Origin of the sequence: Bacillus sp. RHFS10, from assembly GCF_016757475.1 — a bacterium.
GTDB lineage: Bacteria > Bacillota > Bacilli > Bacillales > Bacillaceae > Bacillus > Bacillus subtilis_G.
The window spans coordinates 227,145-251,297 of sequence record NZ_JAESPO010000002.1 but is presented as its reverse complement, the minus strand read 5'-3'; the positions used below and the strand labels follow the sequence as shown (position 1 = coordinate 251,297).

Below are 24,153 nucleotides of genomic sequence, written 5' to 3'. Positions count from 1 at the left end.
AAGGGAGTGACCAGAAGTGATTGTGATTATCTTATTCATTATAGCGATTATTGTTTTCGTTTCAGTCGTACAGCCAAAGCCCTTGGAAAACAAAAGCCGCCAGCATGCGGACAGCGGGTTTTTCGGCGGTTATTCAGACTATGGCTCGCACCATAACGGAGGATGCGGCAGTGACGGCAGTTTCAGTGATTCCGGCTGCGGAGGAGGAGACGGCGGCGTTTAAGCGCCGCCTCAGATTGTTGACAACATCCTAAAACGGTTTAGTTTTAGGATGTTGTCATCTTTTCAGCGTGGTTGAAAACCCTTGAAGTCTAGGAAAGGCGAGCATTGGAGCGGAGCGAATGTCCTAATTCGTGAGCACCAACGCACAGGCTTGACAACGAATGCAAGGGTTTGTCGACACGCTGCGGCGGCGTTTAAGCGCCGCCTTTTTTTATTTCATCGACTCAATGTATGCGCCAAAAGCCGCACCTGACATGCCCGGAGACACGCGCACTCGGTGGAGGGCGTACATACCCTGGTCTCTCGATGCCGCGCCCGGTTCTGTCGTCACGCCCATTTGATAGCCCGTTTCTTTGGCTGCCTTCAGCGTCTCCTCATTGTAGCGCCCTACCGGGTAGCTGATGATGGAGGTTTCTTGATGAAACATGTTGTCAAACAGCTTTTTCGAATCAGCCATCTCATTGTACTGCTGTTCAGGCGATAACCCGTTCAGTTCAAGGTGGTCAATTGTATGGCTTTCAATCGATACGCCGTTCTGCGCCATTTCTTTCATTTGGTTCTCTGTCAGATGATGTTGATGTCCGATCGATTTGCCGATCATAAAAATCGTCGCCTTCATCCCGTACTTTTTCAGCACCGGATACGCGTCCTGATAATTGTCGGTGTATCCGTCATCAAACGTGATCAGCACGCATTTCTCACTCGGCTTTTTATCCTGCGTCAGCATAAGGTACGCCTCTTTCGGCGTTAATGTCTGATAGCCGTTATCTTGCAGCCATTTCATATGCGCTTCGAATTCTTCCTTCGGGACACGGAGGCTGTTTCCTGAGGAAATGCTGTGGTACATCAAAATCGGCAGCTTTGCCGGTTTCTCTGTTTTGATCCATGCGGATGTATCGTCCTCTTTTTTCTGAACATGTATTGTCTTTTCTTCCGGTTTCTTTTGTTCCGCTTTCGGCATCTGCTGCTCCGCGTTCGCCTCTTGATCAGCGCAAGCCGCCAGAGCCGAGCAGCTTCCCAAAAGAAAAATGCTTAAAATCAATTGTTTCATCGTTCTCCTGCTTTCTGTCTATTTCTTCCTCCTTTTTCATCGGTTTTTTTCTGAAATTTTCAAGCAAAAAAACCGGACATGGAAGTATGACCGGCACATTTAAGAAAACTGATTCAAAACCAGCGAGGTTAACAGCCCAAGTGCAGCGATTAAACCTGTCATTGGACCGCTGTCTTCGTACGCCTCGGGCATCATCGTCGACGCAACCATCGCAATGATTCCCCCGCCCGCAAACGCCGCGATTGCTGACATCACTTCTTCAGAAGCACCGTTTAGAAAGAAATAACCTGACCATGAAGCGAGAATTGAAATCACGAGCACTGCGGCCCAAAGCAGCAAAATTTTCGTTCTGGTATACCCGCTGCTTTTCATTCCTGTTGTACTGGACAGCCCTTCAGGTATATTGCTGATAAAAATAGCGATCACCAAAAGGAAGCTGACCGATTGTTCTTCGAGAAGACTGGCGCCAATCATAATCGATTCCGGGACAGCGTCCATGACGGTGCCGATAAAAATGGCGATTCCTCCTCCGCCGGCAGCTGCTTGTCCCGATCTTTTTCTATGTGACGCGCCTCTTTTAGAAACCGCGTAATCAAAAATCGTAAAAACGACCGCCCCTGCAATAAATCCGGCGCCCGTCGACACCATCCCGCCTTCTGCCGCTGCATCCCCAAGAAGTTCGTAAGCAGCCGCGCCAATTAATACCCCTGTGCCAAAAGCCATAATATAGCCGATGATCTGTCTGCGAATCGAAAAAAACATGGACGCCAGCGCGCCCAGCAAAACAGCAGAGCCTGAGATCCCGCCCCACATTGCCGCATGCCACATCTCTATCTCTCCTTTCTTACCAACCACTACCCGCTGCGGTTTTTTCTGTAAACCTTGGAGCGAAAAAAAACCGGACATGTCTCCATGTCCGGTTTAGAACTTAGCGAATTCTCACTTCTGTCTCACTGTCAAAGAAATGGCTTTTATTCATATCAAACGCAACCGTCAGCTCATCACCTGATTGAATATCGAGACGGGCGTCAATCCGCGCAATAAAGTCTTGGTTTTCGATCTGCGAATAAATCATGATTTCTGAACCAAGCAGCTCTGCGACATTGATTTTCGCTTTAATCGAAGAGTTCTTATACGATTCCACGACAATCAATTCATCATGAATATCCTCAGGACGAATGCCGAAGATGACTTCTTTGCCGATATAGCCCTTTTCACGCAGCACTTTCATTTTTCCTTCCGGCACGGTTAATGCCGCAGAACCGATTTTGATGACGCCTTCCGTCAGCTTTCCTTTGAAAAAGTTCATCGCCGGTGACCCGATAAAACCGCCGACAAAGACGTTTTCAGGGAATTCATATACATCCTTTGGCGTCCCGATCTGCTGGATTTTTCCGTCTTTCATGACCACGATCCGTGTCGCCATCGTCAGCGCTTCTGTCTGGTCATGCGTCACGTAAATCGTTGTGGTTTGCAGTCTCTGGTGGAGCTTAATAATTTCCGCACGCATTTGCACCCTCAGCTTGGCGTCCAGGTTCGACAAAGGCTCATCCATCAGGAACACCTTTGCATCCCGCACGATCGCCCGTCCAAGCGCGACCCGCTGTCTCTGTCCGCCTGACAGCGCTTTCGGTTTGCGGTGCAAATATTCCTCCAGCCCGAGAATTTTAGCGGCTTCCTCTACTCTTTTTTTGATTTCAGGCTTCGGCATTTTCCGAAGCTTCAGCCCGAATGCGATATTATCGTAGACCGTCATATGCGGATAGAGCGCGTAGTTTTGAAAGACCATCGCGATATCCCTGTCCTTTGGCGCTACATCATTTACCCGTTTCCCCTCAATATAAAAATCGCCTTTTGAAATTTCTTCAAGTCCCGCCACCATCCGCAGCGTCGTTGATTTCCCGCAGCCGGACGGGCCGACGAATACGATAAATTCCTTATCGTCAATGTGAAGGTTAAAGTCATCAACAGCCGCTTCCTTCTGCTCATAATATTTATAAATGTGCTCCATCCGCAATTCAGCCATCTTGATTCCCCCTTTGTTATTGTAAACGCTTTCCTAACTTGAGTGTAACAGCATTTCCATATCACTGAAATGGGCAGTGTTCATAAAATCAACCAGCCATTTTCGTGCATATTTCCAATTTATTCTAAACTTTTGCTTTGCAGGCAGATAAAATAGGCGAGCAGCGCGCCTTTATATGTTTTAATGTCTATCCCTGACCGCTCAACAAACTTGTCAATTCGATATTGCAGGCTGTTGCGGTGCAGATGCAGCTGTTTCGCCGTTAACGTCACGTTTGAGTTGTTTTCAATAAAGAGCTTGATTGTCTTTCTCAGCTCAGATTCATTTTCAAATAAAAGCTCAGCTTCTTCAGAGAGCAGCGTTTGCAGCTTTTCTTTTTCTGTTTCTAATAATAAAAAAGGAAAGATCATGTCAAAGGTCACACTTTGCATCTGAGGCAGCCGCTTTTCAGCAAAGAGGAAATACGTCTGTTCACGGGCGTAATGAGTACGGAGACTCTCATCCGGTTCATAAAATCTCCCGGCGTAAAAACGGACACTGAAGTAGAAATCACTCTCAAGAACCTTAGCAAGCGATTCAAGTTCGTCCTTCCCCGCCGCCGCTTCACTTTCCTGCTCGACAATCACGCCTCTGTCCTCATGCATCCACACAATCACAAAAGACACCGGCCAAAAATGGCGAACAGCTTCCGCAAATGACGTCCGCTCTATATTACCGATCAAATGAAAATGAACAAATCTCGTTCGCTTCTTTATATCCGCCGGCACTTCCCCTCTAGAAAAAAGAAACGCAAACCACTTGTTTTCTTCCGCCGACTTCAAAGACATTTGATTGACCTCATCCGCAGGCGTCAAAAATGACTGCAGCAGCATTATTTCTTTTTCGCTAATCTCTGTTTTTGGAATGGAGATATATCTCTGACTGTTCTCATCAAAAAAACATAGACAGCCTTCCTGTACGCAAAGCTCTTCAGACACAATCGAACCAGGATAAATAGCCAGCAGCGATTTCATATGGTCTCCTCTCTTTATGTAAGGATCTGTATATCCAGTATAAGGCGAAACACACATGTTCTCCAATAAAAAAGAGTATATCCGGAACAGCAGACGAGAAACTGAAAGGGAAACCCCATTCGTTTATATATCGGCTTTAGCGGAAATAGAAGAAATAATGCGGGACCAAAGGAGGATGATCATCAATGGCTTTAGAAGCGTTAAACAAAAGTTTTATCAACGGAAAATGGACAGAAGGGGAAAGCGGACGTACAGAGGATATGTTGAATCCATACGACCAGTCTGTGATTACAACAGCATCTTTGGCAACAAGCAAGCAGCTGGAGGATGCGTTTGACATTGCACAGCGGGCGCAAAAAGAGTGGGTCAAGAGCACAACAGAAGATCGAAAAGCAGTTCTGCAAAAAGCGCGAGGCTATTTACAGGAAAACCGCGATGACATCATCATGATGATCTCCCGCGAAACCGGCGGAACGATCATTAAAGCCACGATCGAGCTTGAACAAACCATTGCGATTTTAGATGAAGCCATTACGTATACCGGCGAATTAGGCGGCATCAAAGAGGTTCCATCCGACATTGAAGGGAAAATCAACAAGATTTACCGCCTTCCGCTCGGCGTGATTTCATCGATTTCTCCATTTAATTTTCCGATGAATTTATCAATGAGAACGATTGCGCCTGCGATTGCGCTGGGAAACAGTGTTGTTCACAAGCCTGATATCCAAACCGCTCTTTCCGGCGGAACCATCATTGCGAAAGCGTTCGAACACGCCGGCCTTCCTGCGGGTGTCCTTAACGTCATGTTGACGGACTTAAAGGAAATCGGAGACGGCATGCTGACAAACCCAATCCCAAGATTAATCAGCTTTACAGGATCAACCGCAGTCGGGCGCCACATCGGTGAAATCGCCGGGCGCGACTTCAAGCGAATGGCCCTTGAGCTCGGCGGCAACAACCCATTTGCCGTCCTTTCCGACGCGGATGTCGATCGTGCCGTAGACGCAGCGATTTTCGGGAAATTTATTCACCAGGGACAGATATGCATGATTATCAACAGAATCATCGTTCATCAAGATGTGTACGATGAATTTGTTGAAAAATTCACCGCACGTGTCAAAGAGCTTCCGTACGGCGATCAAACCGATCCGAAAACCGTAGTCGGACCGCTGATCAATGAGGGCCAAATCGAGAAAGCGCTGGAAATCATTGAGCAGGCAAAAGCAGACGGCATCAAGCTTGCGGTTGAAGGAAAACGTTTCGGAAACGTACTCACACCGTATGTCTTTGTCGGCGCTGACAACAACAGCAAAATTGCCCAAACAGAGCTGTTTGCCCCGATTGCCACCATTATCAAAGCCTCCAGCGATCAGGAAGCGATTGACATGGCAAACGATACTGAATACGGGCTCAGCTCGGCAGTTTTCACTTCTGATTTAGAGAAAGGTGAAACGTTCGCCCTGCAAATTGACAGCGGCATGACCCATGTCAACGACCAGTCTGTCAATGATTCACCGAATATCGCCTTTGGCGGAAACAAAGCAAGCGGTGTCGGCCGCTTCGGAAATCCGTGGGTGGTCGAGGAGTTTACCGTAACGAAATGGATTTCGATCCAGAAGCAATACCGCAAATATCCGTTCTAAACGAACAAATCCCTCTGCATCAAGTGCAGAGGGATTTTTCTTTATTTCGATATATCAACAAACCCTTCGCCAAATACATCACGTACGTCATGAACGATCACAAACGCTTTTTTGTCACAGCTTCTGATGATTTTCTTCAGCATAGACAGCTCTTGTTTGTTAATGACAATATATAAAATCTCTTTTGACTGGCCTGTATAGCTTCCCTTCCCTGATAAAATCGTCACACCCCGATCCATCAAGTTATTTACCTTCTCTGAGATCTCACTCTTATGTTCTGAAATGACCGTAATGGCTTTTTTCGTATTCAAGCCTTCAATAATGAAGTCCATCACTTTCGTACCGATATACAGCATCACGATCGTGAACATCATTTTTTCCGCGCCAATGATAAAGTAAGAGCTAAATACCACGATTAAATCAAAAAACAATAACGCATAGCTAATATTCCAATCTAAATATTTATTAGCGATTCTGGCCAAAATCGCAGAGCCGGCTGTCGTCCCCCCGACCCGGATAATCATTCCGATCCCGACTCCCGCAAAAACACCCGCGAAAATCGTATTAATGATCAATTCATCAGACGGAGTGCTCCACCCATGTGTCAGATGGAGGAATAGCGAATTCGCCGCAACAGCAATGATGGTATAGACCGTGGTTTTACCGTCTAGAAATTTGTAGCCGATTAAGAGCAAAAATGCATTTAAAATAAAGTTTGTCACACCGGGAGACCATTGAAAGATATAGTATAAAATCAGCGTAATCCCAGTGACCCCGCCTTCCCCAAGGTCATTGGGAATCGCAAACAAATTCACCGCAAGCGCGAAGAAAAAAGCGCCAATCACAAGCATCAGCACATCAAGCATTTTCTTTTTCACCACAAAACACTCCTTCTCCAGATAGTATCAACAAAAAAGCCCAGGAGTACGCTCTCGCAAAAGAGCAGAAACTCCTGGGCTTTTATCCCACCGTGTCATAACAGCCGGGCTGTTATGTGTTTTCTCTCGGTCACAGTCCAATATGCATTGCGGAACCCTAGAAAACCAATGTTTTTATCCTATCATTTTTTCTTTCCAATATTAGCATTATAAGGGACGGTTTGAATTGGTTCAAGAGGTATTTGCGGAGATTTATTCAATAAATTAAGAGAAACAAAAAAGATCATCAGCTGTTAATAAATGAAAGATTCGGTCGATATAATACAAAGTACCTTTTTAACCAGATATAAATTAAAAGATTTTTTCCGATTTATCATTGACTGCTTGAAAATATATAGGCAAAATAGAACATATATTTCGAGAAATTAATTACATAGGAGGAAATATAATGTCAGGAAAGCTACTACACTGTAAAGCTTGCGGCCAAGAGATTGCAAAAGGTGTTAAGAAATGTCCGAATTGCGGTAAAGATCAACGTAACTTTTTTATGAGGCATAAAATCATTACGTTTATTCTAGCGATAGTAGTCATTATTATCATTGCGAACATCGGAAACAGCGGAGACTCTCAAGCTTCTACTACAACCAGCTCCGACTCTACAAAGTCAACTAAAACAGTACAAAAGGCTGATATCGAAAAACTATATACTAATGCCGATCAATTTAAAAATTATAAAGTCGATCTGTATGTAAAAGTTTTTGACGTTGAACAAGACGACGATGGTACATATCTTCAGGGCTATAATAATCCGGAAAAGTTAAGCAAAAATACTCTCATTATGATCGACGACTCTGATTTAGATATTAAAGATGACGACATTATTCATGTAGTAGGTACGGTGAAAGACAAATATGATGGTGAAAATGCATTGGGCGGTTCTGTTTCAGCGCCGAGAATCATTGCTGATTCCATTGAAAAAAGCGACTATGCAACAGCTTTCGCCCCAGCTCAAAAAACAATTAACGTAGATAAAACACAGAACCAGCACGGATTTGCGCTCACACTTCAAAAAGTTGAACTTGCGGAAAAAGAAACTCGTCTTTATGTAAAGATAGAAAACAAATCACAAGATGAAATCAGCTTTTATGACTTCAATGCCAAAATTACAGCTGATAATAAACAGATTGAGCCTAAATCCGACCTTTCAGAGTATCCTGAAATTCAAAGTGAAATCTTACCGGGCGTTAAAACTGAAGGGATTATTGTCTTCCCTAAAATCGAAAGCAAAACAGCAAATGTTATTTTAGAAGGTTCTTCCGAAAACTACGATATTACAATTAATCCTTTTACATTTGAAGTAAACTTGGATCAATAAAAAGAAGGGCTGGGGAAACCTCCAGCCCTTTTGTTTATAATTTTACACCTTATACCCATTCACATTCAAAGACTGCCATCTCCAAGAATCAGCACACATTTCCTCAAGGCCGCGTTTCGCTTCCCAGCCCAGTTCCCGCTTGGCTTTTGCAGGATCTGCGAAGCAGGTCGCGATGTCTCCAGGACGGCGGTCCGCAAAACGGTACGGAACCTCTTTCCCTGACACTTTTTCAAAGGCTTTGACCATTTCTAGCACGCTGTAGCCTGTGCCTGTTCCGAGGTTGTACGCATCGGCTCCTGTGGTGTTCAGTACTTTTTCCAGCGCTTTGACATGACCTTCTGCGAGATCAACGACATGAATATAATCGCGTACGCCTGTCCCGTCTTTTGTTGGATAGTCATTCCCGAATACGCTTAATTGCTCCAGCTTTCCTACCGCTACCTGCGCTACATATGGCATGAGGTTATTCGGAATGCCGTTCGGGTCTTCACCGATCCGTCCGCTTGGATGAGCGCCGAACGGATTAAAGTAACGAAGCAGCGCAACGCTCCACTCATTGTCAGCTGTATACAAATCACGCAAAATTTGTTCCAGCATGAGCTTTGTCTGCCCGTAAGGATTGGTCGCACCTAATGGGAAGTCTTCGGTAATCGGCGATGTTTCCGGAACGCCGTACACCGTCGCGGATGAACTGAACACGATTTTCTTGACGCCGTATTTCTCCATGACCTCACATAACATAAACGTTCCCGTCAGGTTGTTATGATAATATTTGAGCGGAATCGCAACAGATTCACCGACCGCTTTTAACCCCGCAAAATGAATCACAGCTTCAATTTCATTTTCCGCAAAAACAGAATCTACCGCTTCCCGGTCCAATAGATCCGCTTCATAGAACGTTACATCTTTTCCTGTAATCTCCTTGACGCGGTTCAGCGCCTCAGCCGAACTGTTGGACAGATTATCTAGAACGACAATCTCATAGCCGCTGTTTAATAATTCAATACATGTGTGGCTCCCGATGTATCCCGCTCCGCCTGTTACAAGTATTGCCATGATGAATAACCTCCTAAAGAGAATGTATTGTTTAATATTATAAAGTTTTCAGAAGCTTTCTACATCCATTTTCAAGAAGTTTAATTGTTTATTAACCGTTTCTTCATATTTTCTTCTTAAACCCTTGCCAGTAATTCAATAGAGGTCTCAGCGAGAATGCGCCCCTTCATTTCTTGATAGAGCTGATTCATATAAAAGCCCTGCTGAAGATTCAGCTCTGTGTCTAAAGCATAAACTGTCAGCGCGTAAGCATGATCCTTGTCAGGCGGTGTCGGTCCGCAATACTGGTGAATCACCTTTGGATTGCTGCTTCCCGCAAGCGGTGAAGCAAAGCTATTTTGCCCTTGTATCATCAAGTCCTGTCTTTCCTCGCTCGCATGTTCAGGAAGCTCTCCGATGCGCGCCGGAATGTTAGCCGCTGTCCAGTGAATCCAGCTGAACCCGCATACGGGAATGGCGTCATGATCAATGAAAGTAAGCGCGAGCGTCTTTGCGCCGGGCGGGACGTCCTCAAAACGAATCGGAAAGGATACAAATGGATTCCCTTCTCTTTTATATTTTTCATCAGTGTATTTTGAAAACTTGTCATGTAAATACGGATTTGCTTCTACGTATATGTTCATATATGAATCCCTCTCTCTATTTTCTCGTTCTATAGGTATACTAAACGAATGGATGTATAATCAGTGATAAGCAAATGCGCATGTTCACTTAACAATTTGTTATTGATTACTTGCAGTGAAGGAGATAGGTTATGGATTTAAAATGGCTGCAAACCTTTATTGTCGCAGCGGCATCAGAGAACTTCAGGGAAACGGCTGAGCGTCTTTACCTCACCCAGCCGGCTGTTTCTCAACATATAAGAAAATTGGAAAATGAACTGGACATGCGGCTGTTTTTGCATCGCGGGAGACGCGTCGTCCTGACTGACGAAGGCAGGCTGTTTTTGCCTTATGCCAAAGAAATGATCAATGTATACCAAGCCGGAAAGCAAAAAGTCAGCCAATGGAAGCAAGGATACAGCCGTTCACTTACACTGGCCGTCCATCCCTACATTGCATCCTATATCTTGCCTCGCTTTCTCCCGGCTTATATCCAAAAACATCCGCATGTTGAACTTTCAACTCATGTGGCTGGATCTGATGATATCAAAAAAGCGGTGGAACAAAATGAAGCGGATATTGGTTTGTCGCGGAAAGATCCGAACTCAAACACACTCTATTATCAGTACATATGCGAAGGCACGCTGTGTCTTGCGGCCCCATTCCAGGAAAACAGGCCTGCTGATGCTGCTTCTGTCTTCAGCCATTATCGGCTTCTCACGCATGATCATCCTTCATATGGGGATACCTTTTTACATAACATCCGTTCACATTACCCTCACCTTCAAACGATGGCTGCCGGGCAGACTGATACGGCTGTCCATATGATAAAAGCGGGAATGGGAGCGTCTTTTCTCCCCGCCTACATCATCAAGCAGGAAGAAGCGGAAAAAAAGCTGATGGCTGTAAGTACGCCCCCGCATCTTGAATTGCCGGCGTCCCAGACGTTTATGATGTGGAAAAGAAACAATGAGGACATTCAGCACTTTCACGCCATGTTACATGACTTTATGCTGCGCGAACAAGTATAGCAGCTGAAAAATCAATCTGCCGGTTGACGTTTTCTTTTCCAATATTCGCTATGCTTCATGCAGAAAGGATTTGATAACATGGCGATGAGCCCTATATGTTGATTTGAATTATTTTTATTATTTTATCGATGTATCGAGAACGAACGGTAAAGCCCGGGACATGTTCGATCATTCCGCTTAACTAAAAATCATCAGTGAAACATTTCGCGCGAAGCAACAGACACAAGCTGATAAACTGGCAGAATCGTTTACCAAAAGAGAGCTCGAGGTTCTTCAGCAAATGGCCTACGGATTGAGAAATGAAGAGATTGCTGAAAAGCTATTCGTCAGTGAAAGCACTGTGAAAACCCACGTGCACCGCATCCTGCAAAAATGCAACGCCCAAGACCGGACACAGGCAGTCGTGTTTGCCATCCGTAACGGTATTGTGCAATAGAAATCTCTCGTCCCGCCATGATAAGATAAGACAAAGGAGATGATTGGAAATGAAAGAAGAAATCATTGAACGGTTTACTACATACGTAAAAGTCGACACGCAGTCTGATGAATCCGTCGACACCTGCCCTTCCACACCCGGCCAATTGACGTTAGGAAACATGCTTGTTGATGAATTGAAATCTATCGGCATGCAGGATGCAGTGATTGACGAAAACGGTTATGTGATGGCGACTCTTCCCTCCAATACTGAAAAAGACGTGCCGACAATCGGCTTTCTCGCTCACGTCGACACCGCTACAGACTTTACCGGCAAAAACGTGAATCCGCAAATCGTTGAAAGCTACGATGGAAAAGACATCGTTCTCAATGAAAAACTGCAGGTCATCCTGTCACCTGATCAATACCCTGAGCTATCTGGCTATAAAGGCCACACACTCATCACCACTGACGGCACAACCCTGCTCGGCGCAGACAATAAAGCCGGGATTGCCGAAATCATGACAGCCATGGATTACCTCATCAAACACCCTGAAATCAAGCACGGCACCATCAGAGTCGCGTTTACGCCTGATGAAGAAATCGGAAGAGGACCGCACAAGTTTGATGTCAAACGGTTCAATGCGTCCTTTGCCTATACAGTTGACGGCGGCCCGCTTGGCGAACTTGAGTACGAAAGCTTCAATGCCGCGGCCGCAAAAATCACAGTCAAAGGCAACAACGTACATCCCGGCACGGCAAAAGGAAAAATGATCAATTCCGCGAAAATCGCGATGAAGCTGAACAGCCTGCTGCCGGCAGATGAAGCGCCTGAATATACAGAAGGCTACGAAGGCTTCTACCACCTGCTGTCAATTCAAGGAGATGTAGAGGAAACAAAGCTCCACTACATTATCAGAGACTTTGACAAAGAGAAATTCCAAAGCAGAAAAGCAACGATGAAGCGTGTCGTTGAGGAACTTCAAAATGAATATGGGCAAGACCGGATTCACCTTGATATGAACGATCAATACTACAACATGAGAGAGAAAATCGAACCTGTCATCGAAATCGTCAACATCGCCAAGCAAGCGATGGAAAACCTCGGCATCGAACCGAAGATTTCCCCAATCCGCGGAGGCACGGACGGTTCCCAGCTGTCCTACATGGGGCTTCCGACGCCAAACATCTTTACAGGCGGCGAAAACTTCCACGGCAAATTTGAATACATCTCGGCCGACAACATGGTTAAAGCCGTAAACGTCATCGTTGAGATTGCAAAGCAGTTTGAAGAACAAGCATAATGCCAAAAGCCAGTCTAAAAAAAGGACTGGTTTTTTTACGTGAAAATGAAACATTTTTCATACGTCCTCCGTAAAACAAGTATCAACGGATGAGGGGGAAAAACAATGACAAAACATGCAATCGCTGCAAAAAGTTTATTGAAAAAATGGATCATGACCCGGCCGCTTAACACACAAAAGAAATCAAGCGCATTTCAAAAGATTAGAAAAATGTTCAAACGCTTCTTCTGATCAGTCATCCAAATCCTCAAAACCACAATCTGCATACCCTCGTACCGCCCAAATGCTCCGTGATTTGGGTTTTTTGTGTTTAATTAAGATAAATAGGGTATACATCAAACAAGCAAGAAAAAAACATCCAAAAACAGGTAGTTGGAATCACATAATTTTAGGTTAAAAGTTATATAAAGGAATTTATTTTCTCGTCGATAGTAACTATAGAACTAAACATCAACTAGAACATTCACCGTGATTCAAGACTATTTTCAGGTCATCAGGTTAAACTGTTTTAGAGGGGCAGTTATTTATTTTTGATTGATTTAGAATTTTTTGAATACTTTTTGACAATTTATCCGTACAATAGAGATACCAAAACTTTTTTTGGGAGGTATGTAAAATGATCCTATTTATTATCATCGCATTATGCGGCTATCTTCTTTTTTCTTTCAGCAAGGACAATCGCCGCAAACCGCAAAAGACAAGCCCTCTGCCAGCAGCCGCAACTTATCATAACAACCTAATCGACCTTGACGCCATCCGCCAAAAACGCCGGATGCATCTTTCCTAAAACGATATTTCAAACGAAAAGGCTGCTGAACAACGCAGCCTTTTTTCATTTTGGAAACATAGATTTGGACTTGAAACCTTTTTGCCCCCTGTCCGTAATATTTTACAAGGCAAATTCAAAAGGAGACTGCAGCAATGATCGATTTATTTATGAAACAAAAAATGTTCTCGTTTAAAGATACATTTCACATTTATGACCGGGATGAACAAGAGCGATTCAAGGTCGAAGGACGGTTCTTTTCGTTAGGGGACTCATTACAATTGACAGATTCATCCGGGAAAACGCTCGTTTCCATTGAACAAAAAGTGATGTCATTTCTGCCGCGATATGTGATTTCAATTGGCGGGAAAACGGTTTGTGAGGTGACGAAGAAATTAGCGTTTTTCAAACCGAAGTTTGAGATTTCCGGACTTAACTGGCAAATTGACGGTGACTTGTGGAAGAATGAATTCCAGCTGACTGACGGGGAGAATGTCCGGATGTCGGTGAGTAAGAAGTGGCTCAGCTGGGGTGATTCCTATCATTTGCAGATTGCAAACGAGGAAGATGTGCTGCTTTGCACGGCCATCGCTATCGTGTTGGATATGGTCTTATATGACGATGAAGATGAGAGTCTTTTCTAAAAAAGTGTTGACAATTGATTCAAAAGTAATAATATTAAGATAATTAAAATGTAAATATGAAGATGTACCTTATCAAGAGAGGTGGAGGGACTGGCCCTGTGATACCCGGCAACCGCTGTTTCAAACAGAATGGTGCTAAATCCTTAAGAACATTGCGTTCTTGCAGATGAGGCGGAGATTTGATCATTCAAGCTCTTCCTTACTCAAAGGAAGAGCTTTTTTCATGCTTACCCTATTTCAGAAAAGAGGCGAATGACATGGCTCAACAAACAAATGTTGCAGGACAAAAATCAGAAAAACAAAACAAAGCTCCTTTCCGCGCCGATCATGTCGGCAGTTTACTGCGCTCCGCTCCGGTGAAAGAAGCACGCCAGAAAAAAGCGGCCGGCGAGATCACAGCGGAACAGCTTCGTGAGATTGAAAACAAGGAAATCACTCGCATTGTCAAAAAACAAAAAGAAATCGGTCTCGACGTGGTAACAGACGGTGAATTTCGCCGTTCTTGGTGGCATTATGATTTTCTCGAAGGGCTTGACGGTGTGGAACCGTTCATTCCCGCTGAAGGGATTCAGTTCCATAACGTAAAAACAAAAGCACGCAGCATCAAAGTGACGGGAAAACTCGATTTTACGAACCACCCAGCGCTTGCTGATTATCAATTTTTACAAGAGATTGCCGGCGACGCGACACCTAAATTGACGATTCCGAGCCCGAATATGCTGTTTTTCGGTGAAAAGGCCGATAAAGGCATTTATGACGATCAAGAGGAGTACTTTCATGATCTGGCCCAAGCGTACAAAAAAGCAATCAACGCCTTCTATGACGCTGGATGCCGCTATCTTCAGCTAGATGATACGTCATGGTCTCTCTTCTTTGAGGAAAAAGGCAGAGAGGTTGTCCGGGCGCTCGGCGGCGATCCAGAAACATTGCCTGCCTTGTTTGCCAAAACGATTAACGATGCAGTCGCGGACCGCCCTGATGATTTAACAATCACAATGCACATTTGCCGCGGCAACTTCAAGTCGACTTGGGCGGCATCAGGAGGCTATGACGCTGTAGCGGAAACGATTTTGGACGGCTTAAACTTGGACGGCCTGTTCTTGGAATATGATGATGATCGCTCCGGAAATTTTGATCCGCTCCGTTTCGTGAAACGCAAGGATCTGCAAATTGTTCTTGGCTTAATTACATCAAAATACGGCGAGCTCGAAAATCCTGAGGATGTGAAACGCCGAATCAATGAAGCGGCGCGCTTTGTCAGCCTTGACCAGTTGTGCCTCAGCCCGCAGTGCGGTTTCGCCTCTACAGAAGAAGGCAATCTGTTGACAGAGGAGCAGCAATGGGCGAAGCTGCGCCACGTCATCGACATCGCCAACGATGTGTGGAGATAATCTATCATTGACAGACATGTAAAATGTGTGAATAATAGATACTATCAGAAAATTTCATAAAAAGGTTTTCCTTATCAAGAGAGGTGGAGGGACTGGCCCTGCGATACCCGGCAACCGCTGTTTAACAGAATGGTGCTAAATCCTTTAGAGCATTGATTGCTCTTGAAGATAAGGTTGAGATTGTCACGCAAGCTCTTCCTTATCCAAAGGAAGAGCTTTTTTATATTTGAATGGAAAGAAGGAATGAACAACATGCCACAACAAACAACACCCGCAGAACAAAAATCACTTCAAAGACAAAAACCGCCATTTCGCGCGGATCAAGTCGGAAGCCTGCTGAGGTCTGAGCCCGTCAAAAAAGCGCGGCTGCAAAAAGCCGCCGGCGAGATTACGGCTGAACAGCTTCGCCAGATCGAGAACGATGAAATCATCCGCATTGTGGAAAAACAGAAGGAAACCGGCCTGAACGTCGTGACAGACGGCGAATTCCGCAGAGCGTGGTGGCATTTTGATTTTCTGGAAAACTTGGATGGGGTTGAGCCGTTTATTCCTGAGCACGGCATTCAATTTCATAACGTACAGACAAAAGCACGCGGCATTAAAGTCACAGATGATATCGACTTTTCAACTCACCCAATGCTTGAAGATTATTCATTTCTCCATAGCATTGCAGGTGACGCGACGCCGAAGATGACGATCCCAAGCCCGAATATGCTGTTTTTCCGCGGAAAGCTTGAAAAGGATGCGTACAAAAACGACTATCAGCTTTTCCAGCATGATGTATCCAAAGCATATAAAAAAGCGATTCAAGCGTTTTATGACAGAGGCTGCCGCTACCTCCAGCTTGATGATACGGCATGGGCTGTTTTCTTATCTGAAAAAGGCTTAAAACAAATCGAAGCATTCGGAACAACGCCAGACGAGCTTCGCCAGCTGTTTGCGAAATCCATTAACGACGCGATTGCGGATCGTCCGGATGACCTGACGGTGACCATGCATATTTGCCGTGGCAACTTCCAGTCCACTTGGACAGCTGAAGGCGGTTATGACGCGGCAGCTGAAACCATTTTTGACGGCTTGAACCTTGACGGCCTGTTCTTGGAATACGATGATTCACGCTCAGGCGGATTTGAACCGCTCCGTTATGTGAAGCGCTCTGATCTTCAGCTTGTCCTTGGTTTAGTCACCTCTAAATTCGGCGAGCTTGAACATCCGGACGATGTGAAACGCCGTATCGAAGAAGCGTCCCGCTATGTGAGCTTAGACCAGCTTTGCCTCAGCCCTCAATGCGGATTCGCTTCCACTGAAGAAGGCAACAAGCTGACCGAAGAACAGCAATGGGCGAAGCTCCGCCATGTGGTTGAAATCGCTAACGATGTTTGGAAATAAGCAAAGAAAAAACACACTTGATTCCATGGCGGAGCAAGTGTGTTTTTTATATCATTGAGCGGTGTAGCCCCCATCTAGGACGACAGCCTGCCCGGTGACACCCTTCGCTTTCTCGCTTGCCAAAAACACTGCATAATCCGCGATTTCCTTGACGCCAAGCAGTCGTTTTTGCGGCACAAGCGGAAAAATGATCTGTTCAAGGACGGAGTCGTAAGGGACATTTCTCGTTTTCGAAAGATCGCTCAGCTGATTGCGGACAAGCTGTGTATCGACATACCCCGGACAGAGCGCGTTAACTGTAATGCCATGGGGCGCGCCCTCCAGCGCCCCGACCTTAGTCAGCCCAATGACACCGTGCTTGGCGCTATTATAAGCCGATTTCCCCGCAAAGCCGACTAAACCATTAACAGACGCGATATGAATGATTCTGCCAAACTGCTGTTTTTTCATGATCGGAAAAACATGCTTCATTGCGATGAAGGGCGCCGTCAGCATGACCTTGATCAGTTGTTCAAAGGTTTCTGTCGGAAACTCTTCAATCGGGGCGACGTGCTGAATACCGGCATTGTTCACCAGAATATCCAAGCGGCCGTATCGTTTTTGAATGGTGTTCACCGTATCAGCGACTTGCGCTTCCTTTGTCACATCACACGGAATGGCTGCTGCGTCAAAACCTTCTTCTGCAAGCTTGGAAGCGGCCTTTTCGCATGCTTCCTGATGAAGGTCCGAAACGATGACTCTAGCTCCTTCACGGGCGAACTCCCTCGCGATTTCGAATCCGATTCCGCCGGCTGCCCCTGTCACCAAGGCGACTTGTTTATTCATGTCAAACACCTTCCCTAAGAGTTTTGTTTGATCACAGACTGGCTTACAGCGAAATCAGCTTCTGTTTTTTCATACACCTCTTCAATTGTGACGCCTTTCTGAAGCTCAGTCAGTGTCATGCGGCCGTTATCAAAATCAAACACTGCCAAATCCGTAATCAGCCTATGCACGACTTTCTGGCCCGTCAGCGGAAGGGAGCAAGTTTTTTTCACCTTTGACTCTCCATGCTTATTGACATGCTCCATGATGACAACGATCCGTTTCGCCCCGTTGACGAGATCCATCGCGCCGCCCATCCCTTTTACCATTTTCCCGGGGATCATCCAATTGGCCAGATCGCCTTGCTCCGAAACCTCCATCCCGCCAAGGATAGCCAAATCGATATGCCCGCCTCTTATCATCGCGAATGACTCGGCGCTGTCAAAATAGGAAGCGCCCGTCACTTCAGTGATCGTTTCCTTTCCCGCATTGATCAAATCCGCGTCTTCCGTTCCTTCCGCAGGATACGGGCCGATCCCAAGCAAGCCGTTTTCTGACTGAAGCATGACGTGAACGCCATCGGGTATCTCATTTGCGACAAGCGTCGGTATTCCGATCCCGAGATTGACGTTCATGCCATCCTTGATTTCTTGTACAGCCCGTTTGACCATCCGTTGTCTCGCTTCCTTCATTTCGCCTCACCCTTTCCCGCCGCCTGCCGAACTGTGCGTTTTTCAATCCGTTTTTCATGGCTGGCGCCAAGCACCACATGCTGTACGTAAATGCCCGGTGTGTGGATGTGATCTGGATCAAGCTCTCCCGCTTCCACGATGTCTTCCGCCTCGGCAATCGTGATCTTGCCTGCCATGGCGGCAACGGGATTAAAATTTCTCGCCGTTTTCCGAAAAACCAAATTCCCCATGGTGTCCGCTTTCCATGCTTTGACAATCGCCACGTCGCCGGTAATGCCTCGCTCCAGCACATACCTCCGGCCGCCGAACGTTTTATGTTCTTTTCCCTCAGCTATTGAAGTGCCGACACCAGTCGCCGTGTAAAATCCCGGTATGCCCGCGCCGCCTGCCCGAATTCTCTCGGCGAGCGTTCCTTGGGGAACAAGCTCAACCTCAAGCTCTCCGCTTAAAAACTGCCGCTCAAAAATTTTATTTTCCCCGACATAGGATGAGATCATTTTCTTGATTTGCCTGTTAGCCAAAAGCAAACCAAGGCCCCAGTCATCGACTCCGCAATTGTTGCTGACAACGGTTAAATCCTTGACCCCCTGATCTCTTATCGCCATAATGAGCTGTTCAGGAATGCCGCACAGCCCGAATCCTCCTGCGATCAGCGTATCTCCATCTTGAATCAGTTCCGCAGCTTCCTTACTAGATAACAGCACTTTTCCCATACTGATGCCCCTTTCGTTTTCTCCTACACTAGACCCGTCAGGCTGTAAATCGCGATCACGGCAAATACGGCAGCCGTTTTGATGAGTGTGATCGCAAAAATATCCCGATACGATTGCCGGTGAGTCAGTCCCGTCACAGCCAAAAGCGTGATGACTGCGCCATTATGCGGCAGCGTATCCATGCCGCCTGATGCCATCGAAATGACCCGATGCATCACTTCCGGCGGAATGTTGTAAACCTGAATCGCCTGCAAGTATTGATCCGACATCGCACTTAACGCAATGCCCATACCTCCTGAAGCCGACCCGGTGATCCCCGCCAGCGCCGTTGTCGTGACGGCCCCGTTTACAAGCGGATCAGTAAAGGTGTGCGAAATCCCGCTGCTCAGCTTGTGAAATCCCGGAAGTGCGGCGATAACGCCGCCGAAACCATACTCGGCACCTGTATTCATAGATGCCAGCAAGGCGCCGCCGATCCCTTCATTCAGCCCTTCCTTCATTTGGACAAACACTCTTCTCCAATCAAATAAAATTGTTGTGATGATGCCAATCACCAGAGCGAGCTCCACCGACCAAATGGCAGCCGCTGAAGAAATATCAAGTTTATCGAACTCCTTTAATCCGATCGACGAAAAATCGAACCCATTCGGATACCACTTTGGAAGGTATATGGTGAAGCATTTATTCATTGCACCTACGAGAATAAGCGGGACAAAGGCAAGCGCATGCTGCACCTGGCTTTTGTCCGGTGCAGCCGCTAACTCAGACGATTCAAGAGCGGCAGAATTCTTCGAATCAAAACCGCCATAGCCTTCGCCAGTTGCCTGCGCTTTTTTCCTCCTCGATTCCAAATAAAGCATGCCTGCTGCCAGCACAATCACTGCGCCGAACAAACCAAGCCAAGGAGCGGCATAAATGTCTGTTTTGAAAAACGTCGTCGGGATGACATTTTGAATTTGCGGCGTCCCCGGAAGCGCGTCCATCGTAAACGTAAAAGCCCCTAAAGCAATCGTTCCCGGGATGAGGCGTTTCGGTATGTTTGCTTCTTGGAACATGTTTTTCGCAAAAGGATATACGGCAAACACGACAACAAACAGGCTGACGCCGCTGTACGTCAAGACAGCGCCCATCAGCACGATTGCGAGTATCGCTCTTTTCGCCCCGACAAGCCTGACAATCGTTTTCGCAATCGATGCCGCAAGCCCGGACATTTCAACGACCTTTCCAAAAATCGCACCGAGCAAAAATACCGGAAAATACAGCTTTATAAAACCCGCCATCTTCTCCATAAAAATTGATGAGAAAAAAGGAAGCACGTGGCTTGGATCAGTCAGCAGCACCGCGAATAACGCGCAAATCGGCGCAAATAATATGACAGAAAATCCCCGATACGCCGTAAACATCAGCAAGCCTAACGCCAATAGAATGATGATGAGTTCCACAAGCATCCCCCATTTCCGCGAAAGAGAAAGCGTTTGCAAAAATCTCTCCGCATCGACTGTTTCCATCCCTTTTTCATATGTACGGGAAGCGGGGGCCAACTATTCCCATTAAAAAAGGAAAGCCCCTTTTTTCGGAGCTTTCCTTTGCCTATTAGGATATCGACATCAACCGTTTCTCTTTTTGCTGTATGAAGTTTCCCCGCCCCTGTACATAACAATTATCCATAAATCGGAAATAGATGTTCAACGATTGCTTGTTCTCCAAATTCATCATGAGTCAGAAATTGAATTAACGCGTCTGCAGTTTCTTCAGGAGACTGTAATTTCCCTGTTTTCTTTAACTGAATGAATTCATCAACATAAGGAAAATCTTCTTTGCGGACCGAGCGGATTTCGGTTTGCAGCTGTGTATCAATCACTCCGGGATAAACCGCTGCGATTTTCACTGGATTCTGCTGATTCTCCTGTTCCAATTTGATGCTTTTCGTAAATGAATCCAAACCAGCTTTTGACGTGCTGTAGCAGCTTTGTGAGGGCAATACATATTTGGCTGAGGCTGACGAGATATTCATGATTCGCTTATCCGTATCGATGAGCTTTGTGTGCTTCACAAATTGGGAGGTCATGACCATCGGAGCCATTAAATTCACTTGCATATGTTGGACCATGTCTTCCGCTTTATTGTGTTCAATCGGCCCCACAGGCGATAGCACGCCGGCATTATTGATCAAATAAATGCCTTCCGGATGCGGATCATGATTGATGTCTGCAAATAAGTCCTGAAAAAGCGCTTCAATCTTGTGGGTCTCTCTGAGGTCGAAGGAGTAATATCGCAATTGGGGATCTTGGTTAATCAGGCTTTGATTCGCCCGTCTTGACATACAGTACAGCCGATGGTTAGAATGGATGAGCTTTTTGCCTAATGCTTCGCCAATTCCTTTTGACGCGCCCGTAATAATGATATGCTTCATTTTTCCCCTCCTGATTTCCTAAACATCATTTCAACATAGCAATCCAGCGTGTTAAGCCTTTATTTCCTCAAATTCAAAATATAAATTTTATTATTGTGAAAATAGTTAAAAAGGTTGATTTTCAAAAAGTGAAAGGATAAAATACTGCTATCAACCTAGAAAATAGACATTCTTGTATATGATCAGTAATATGGTCTGATTGTTTCTACCTAGTAACCGTAAAAAACTAGACTACAAGAAAGTTTGAATAAATTTGAACGAGTTGAAAAGGACATGTTCTTTTCTGTTTGCTCTTATTTTTCACACTTTCTGCATTTCCAGAATTTGTGAAGAATAAGAGCTTTTTTTGTTTCCAAAATAAACCTCATAGGAGTTGCTATCATGTACTTTTTATTAAACCTTGTCGGTCTCATTGTGATTATGGCAGTTGTATTCCTATGTTCTCCGCAGAAAAAGAAAATCAAGTGGCGCCCGATCATTACGTTAATTGTTCTGGAATTGCTGATTACTTGGTTTATGCTGGGAACAAAAATCGGGAGCTGGACCATCGGTAAAATTGGTGATTTCTTCACTTGGCTGATTGCTTGCGCCAGTGATGGTATCGCGTTTGCCTTCCCGTCAGTGATGGCGAATGAAACAGTAGACTTTTTCTTTAGCGCGCTTCTTCCAATTATCTTTATCGTCACATTCTTTGATATTTTAACCTATTTCGGCATTTTGCCTTGGATGATTGATAAAATCGGCTGGTTGATTTCAAAGGCTTCCCGCTTGCCGAAATTAGAGAGCTTTTTCTCTATTCAAATGATGTTTTTGGGAAATACTGAAGCACTTGCGGTCATCCGCCAGCAGCTGACGGTATTAAACAACAACCGCCTGCTCACGTTCGGCTTGATGAGCATGAGCAGCATCAGCGGCTCCATTATTGGATCTTATCTGTCAATGGTGCCGGCGACATACGTGTTTACAGCGATTCCTTTGAACTGCTTAAACGCGCTGATTATCGCAAACCTGCTGAATCCTGTTCACGTGCCGGAGGATGAAGATATCATCTATACGCCGCCTAAAGAAGAGAAGAAAGACTTTTTCTCTACAATTTCTAACAGTATGCTTGTCGGCATGAACATGGTTATCGTTATTTTAGCAATGGTGATCGGATATGTCGCGTTAACGTCAGCGGTCAATGGCATTCTTGGCGTTTTCGTCCACGGCCTGACCATCCAGACAATCTTCGCTTATCTCTTCAGTCCGTTCGCATTCCTGCTTGGGCTGCCGGTACACGATGCGATGTATGTCGCTCAGCTGATGGGAATGAAATTGGCAACGAACGAGTTTGTTGCGATGCTTGACTTGAAAGAAAATCTCACATCACTTCCGCCTCACACCGTTGCGGTGGCGACGACATTCCTGACGTCATTTGCCAACTTCAGTACTGTCGGCATGATTTACGGCACGTACAACTCGATCCTTGACGGCGAAAAGTCAACGGTCATCGGAAAAAACGTGTGGAAATTGCTCGTCAGCGGAATTGCGGTATCTTTACTAAGTGCTGCGATTGTCGGCCTGTTTGTGTGGTAAAAACCTTGAGCCATATCCCTTTCCCGGATATGGCTTTTTTGATTATTGATAAATAGACGAAGGCACCTGCACATCACGGATTCCGGCCGCATAAGGCCCTAATTCATACTGGCCGAAGACGATGGCGATTCCGTTTTTCGTAAAGTAAAACACTGTGTCTTTGTTAAGGGTAATATCTTCTTTCTTTACATCTGGGAAAAACAGCGTGTCGTGTTTTTTGATATAGCTGTATAGATAATCTTTCGTTTTGCTGACTTTTGTTTTGGTATTCAGAATCTGATTCAGTGTCACCCGCTTTTTGGTTTTCAAGTCATAGTTGAAGGACTGAACAGACGTTAAACCATGGGCGCCGCCTGAATATATATAATTGAGTGTTTGAATGCTAAGCTTGCCCGCCGCATTATATTTGACGCTGAACGATGTTTGATATTCCGCTTTGAAACCCTGCTGTTCACCGGCTTTTTTGTTTTTTAAGTATTCTTGATACGATTGTTCAATGTAGGCTTTCAGCTCTTGATTGATTTTCTTTTCAAACGCGGCATTTCCGATGTGATGCACCTGAGGATACTTTAATTCCTTAATCTTTTTGTACGTATGGCTGCTGACAGCCGGTGTTTTCGCTTGAAACGCTTTTAATGATGGAGCCGCAGCATAGGCAAATACAGAAAAAAGCAAAACTGCAACCCCCGCGGCTTTCAGCATGTTATTCCATTTCATACACTCTCCTCCTTTGGTGTCGTTGTTTATCATTCCCTAGTACTGATAAAATCAAAAGAAGTTTCCAAATAAAAAAAGAGACAAGATGCCTCTTTTTTTACTGTTTACGCTCCAAAATCGCTTCATGAACCGCTTGTGCCAAATCTATATTTCCAAACATCTCCAACACCGCAATGACGGTCTGGTCCGGAATGTGCTCGGATTCGTGTTTCGGCACGGCCAGTTCGTCCATGGTTTTTCTCAAACTTTCATTGAGCTTTTGCTGCGGATACGCCTTGGCGTACAGCTCCAGCGGATCAAGGTCATGGTTGACGCACCATTGGGCAAACACCAAAATCATCATATTTTCATCGCGTTCGTAAGCTTCGGCGAGCTGTTTTTCGTTCATCTGTCATGCTCCTTATGAAAAGTATCTTCTTTTAAGATACAGGAGC

Annotated in this window: 23 protein-coding genes, 3 pseudogenes and 4 riboswitches; of the genes and pseudogenes, 12 read left to right on the top strand and 14 right to left on the bottom strand. The window is 45.4% G+C overall.

Annotation, left to right across the window (positions count from 1 at the left end; all coding sequences use genetic code 11):
- Positions 1 to 16: 16 nt before the first annotated feature.
- Positions 17 to 223 (top strand): hypothetical protein, encoded by a 207-nt coding sequence (locus tag JMN17_RS07930; protein WP_202327855.1) that lies wholly within the window; start codon positions 17 to 19, stop codon positions 221 to 223.
- Between the two features lie 210 nt (positions 224 to 433).
- Here the strand turns inward: JMN17_RS07930 and JMN17_RS07925 are convergent, their stop codons facing one another.
- The 4 genes from JMN17_RS07925 to JMN17_RS07910 all read right to left on the bottom strand — a co-directional run bounded on the left by JMN17_RS07925 (position 434) and on the right by JMN17_RS07910 (position 4,312).
- The gene (locus JMN17_RS07925) at positions 434 to 1,273 is read right to left on the bottom strand and encodes a polysaccharide deacetylase family protein (RefSeq protein WP_202327854.1); all 840 of its coding nucleotides are present in this window, start codon (positions 1,271 to 1,273) and stop codon (positions 434 to 436) included.
- A 99-nt stretch (positions 1,274 to 1,372) separates the two neighbouring features.
- A complete protein-coding gene (locus JMN17_RS07920; protein ID WP_202327853.1) occupies positions 1,373 to 2,101 on the bottom strand; it encodes a ZIP family metal transporter in 729 nt (242 codons plus the stop codon).
- Positions 2,102 to 2,201: 100 nt separating this feature from the next.
- Complete coding sequence (gene msmX / locus JMN17_RS07915; protein ID WP_087993252.1) at positions 2,202 to 3,299, bottom strand: maltodextrin ABC transporter ATP-binding protein MsmX; 1,098 nt, start codon at positions 3,297 to 3,299, stop codon at positions 2,202 to 2,204.
- Between the two features lie 119 nt (positions 3,300 to 3,418).
- Entirely contained in the window at positions 3,419 to 4,312 is an 894-nt protein-coding gene (locus JMN17_RS07910) for a PucR family transcriptional regulator (protein WP_202327852.1), read from the bottom strand.
- 185 nt (positions 4,313 to 4,497) lie between these two features.
- On the opposite strand from JMN17_RS07910, the gene JMN17_RS07905 reads away from it, so the two are divergent.
- Positions 4,498 to 5,955, top strand: a complete 1,458-nt coding sequence (locus JMN17_RS07905; RefSeq protein ID WP_202327851.1) for an aldehyde dehydrogenase family protein — start codon at positions 4,498 to 4,500, stop codon at positions 5,953 to 5,955.
- 41 nt (positions 5,956 to 5,996) lie between these two features.
- Here the strand turns inward: JMN17_RS07905 and JMN17_RS07900 are convergent, their stop codons facing one another.
- Positions 5,997 to 6,833 (bottom strand): YitT family protein, encoded by an 837-nt coding sequence (locus JMN17_RS07900; RefSeq protein WP_087993255.1) that lies wholly within the window; start codon positions 6,831 to 6,833, stop codon positions 5,997 to 5,999.
- Positions 6,834 to 6,902: 69 nt separating this feature from the next.
- Positions 6,903 to 7,005, bottom strand: a riboswitch (guanidine-I (ykkC/yxkD leader).
- A gap of 276 nt (positions 7,006 to 7,281) precedes the next feature.
- On the opposite strand from JMN17_RS07900, the pseudogene JMN17_RS22115 reads away from it, so the two are divergent.
- A pseudogene (locus JMN17_RS22115) lies at positions 7,282 to 7,620 on the top strand (DUF4352 domain-containing protein); the annotation flags it as partial.
- 630 nt (positions 7,621 to 8,250) lie between these two features.
- Here the strand turns inward: JMN17_RS22115 and galE are convergent.
- On the bottom strand, positions 8,251 to 9,264 hold the full coding sequence (gene galE, locus JMN17_RS07890; protein ID WP_202327850.1) for a UDP-glucose 4-epimerase GalE: 1,014 nt from the start codon (positions 9,262 to 9,264) through the stop codon (positions 8,251 to 8,253).
- A 116-nt stretch (positions 9,265 to 9,380) separates the two neighbouring features.
- Entirely contained in the window at positions 9,381 to 9,887 is a 507-nt protein-coding gene (locus tag JMN17_RS07885) for a YbhB/YbcL family Raf kinase inhibitor-like protein (RefSeq protein WP_087993258.1), read from the bottom strand.
- A gap of 131 nt (positions 9,888 to 10,018) precedes the next feature.
- On the opposite strand from JMN17_RS07885, the gene JMN17_RS07880 reads away from it, so the two are divergent.
- The 8 genes and pseudogenes from JMN17_RS07880 (at position 10,019) to JMN17_RS07850 (ending at position 16,805) form a co-directional block, all read left to right on the top strand.
- Positions 10,019 to 10,897 carry a LysR family transcriptional regulator gene (locus JMN17_RS07880; RefSeq protein WP_087993259.1) on the top strand — a complete coding sequence of 293 codons (879 nt, stop codon included), beginning with the start codon at positions 10,019 to 10,021 and terminating at the stop codon, positions 10,895 to 10,897.
- A gap of 184 nt (positions 10,898 to 11,081) precedes the next feature.
- A pseudogene (locus JMN17_RS07875) lies at positions 11,082 to 11,333 on the top strand (response regulator transcription factor); the annotation flags it as partial.
- Positions 11,334 to 11,382: 49 nt separating this feature from the next.
- A complete protein-coding gene (gene pepT / locus JMN17_RS07870; protein ID WP_202327849.1) occupies positions 11,383 to 12,615 on the top strand; it encodes a peptidase T in 1,233 nt (410 codons plus the stop codon).
- A 105-nt stretch (positions 12,616 to 12,720) separates the two neighbouring features.
- The gene (locus tag JMN17_RS21895) at positions 12,721 to 12,846 is read left to right on the top strand and encodes a hypothetical protein (RefSeq protein ID WP_277986971.1); all 126 of its coding nucleotides are present in this window, start codon (positions 12,721 to 12,723) and stop codon (positions 12,844 to 12,846) included.
- 299 nt (positions 12,847 to 13,145) lie between these two features.
- A pseudogene (locus JMN17_RS07865) lies at positions 13,146 to 13,402 on the top strand (hypothetical protein).
- Positions 13,403 to 13,536: 134 nt separating this feature from the next.
- Entirely contained in the window at positions 13,537 to 14,025 is a 489-nt protein-coding gene (locus JMN17_RS07860) for an LURP-one-related/scramblase family protein (protein WP_087993261.1), read from the top strand.
- Between the two features lie 66 nt (positions 14,026 to 14,091).
- Positions 14,092 to 14,198: riboswitch (SAM riboswitch) on the top strand.
- Positions 14,199 to 14,282: 84 nt separating this feature from the next.
- Positions 14,283 to 15,416: a 5-methyltetrahydropteroyltriglutamate--homocysteine S-methyltransferase gene (locus JMN17_RS07855; protein ID WP_087993275.1), complete on the top strand. Its 1,134-nt coding sequence runs from the start codon at positions 14,283 to 14,285 to the stop codon at positions 15,414 to 15,416.
- A gap of 68 nt (positions 15,417 to 15,484) precedes the next feature.
- Positions 15,485 to 15,591: riboswitch (SAM riboswitch) on the top strand.
- Between the two features lie 77 nt (positions 15,592 to 15,668).
- Complete coding sequence (locus JMN17_RS07850) at positions 15,669 to 16,805, top strand: 5-methyltetrahydropteroyltriglutamate--homocysteine S-methyltransferase (protein ID WP_087993262.1); 1,137 nt, start codon at positions 15,669 to 15,671, stop codon at positions 16,803 to 16,805.
- A 51-nt stretch (positions 16,806 to 16,856) separates the two neighbouring features.
- Here JMN17_RS07850 and JMN17_RS07845 read toward each other — a convergent pair whose 3' ends face one another.
- From JMN17_RS07845 to JMN17_RS07825, 5 genes are all read right to left on the bottom strand, one after another.
- Complete coding sequence (locus tag JMN17_RS07845; RefSeq protein WP_087993263.1) at positions 16,857 to 17,630, bottom strand: 3-hydroxybutyrate dehydrogenase; 774 nt, start codon at positions 17,628 to 17,630, stop codon at positions 16,857 to 16,859.
- A gap of 14 nt (positions 17,631 to 17,644) precedes the next feature.
- On the bottom strand, positions 17,645 to 18,301 hold the full coding sequence (locus JMN17_RS07840) for a CoA transferase subunit B (protein WP_087993264.1): 657 nt from the start codon (positions 18,299 to 18,301) through the stop codon (positions 17,645 to 17,647).
- Positions 18,298 to 19,014, bottom strand: a complete 717-nt coding sequence (locus JMN17_RS07835) for a CoA transferase subunit A (protein WP_087993265.1) — start codon at positions 19,012 to 19,014, stop codon at positions 18,298 to 18,300. The genes JMN17_RS07840 and JMN17_RS07835 overlap by 4 nt, the downstream gene beginning before the upstream one ends.
- Before the next feature lie 23 nt (positions 19,015 to 19,037).
- Positions 19,038 to 20,456, bottom strand: coding sequence for a GntP family permease (locus JMN17_RS07830; protein ID WP_202327848.1), 1,419 nt, complete (start codon positions 20,454 to 20,456; stop codon positions 19,038 to 19,040).
- Positions 20,457 to 20,674: 218 nt separating this feature from the next.
- Entirely contained in the window at positions 20,675 to 21,427 is a 753-nt protein-coding gene (locus tag JMN17_RS07825; protein WP_087993266.1) for a (S)-benzoin forming benzil reductase, read from the bottom strand.
- A gap of 152 nt (positions 21,428 to 21,579) precedes the next feature.
- A riboswitch (purine riboswitch) is annotated at positions 21,580 to 21,681 on the top strand.
- Between the two features lie 127 nt (positions 21,682 to 21,808).
- On the opposite strand from JMN17_RS07825, the gene JMN17_RS07820 reads away from it, so the two are divergent.
- Entirely contained in the window at positions 21,809 to 23,002 is a 1,194-nt protein-coding gene (locus JMN17_RS07820) for a NupC/NupG family nucleoside CNT transporter (RefSeq protein WP_202327847.1), read from the top strand.
- A 42-nt stretch (positions 23,003 to 23,044) separates the two neighbouring features.
- Here JMN17_RS07820 and JMN17_RS07815 read toward each other — a convergent pair whose 3' ends face one another.
- On the bottom strand, positions 23,045 to 23,719 hold the full coding sequence (locus tag JMN17_RS07815; protein ID WP_087993268.1) for a DUF3298 and DUF4163 domain-containing protein: 675 nt from the start codon (positions 23,717 to 23,719) through the stop codon (positions 23,045 to 23,047).
- A 97-nt stretch (positions 23,720 to 23,816) separates the two neighbouring features.
- Positions 23,817 to 24,107 carry a hypothetical protein gene (locus JMN17_RS07810; protein ID WP_087993269.1) on the bottom strand — a complete coding sequence of 97 codons (291 nt, stop codon included), beginning with the start codon at positions 24,105 to 24,107 and terminating at the stop codon, positions 23,817 to 23,819.
- Between the last annotated feature and the right edge of the window lie 46 nt (positions 24,108 to 24,153).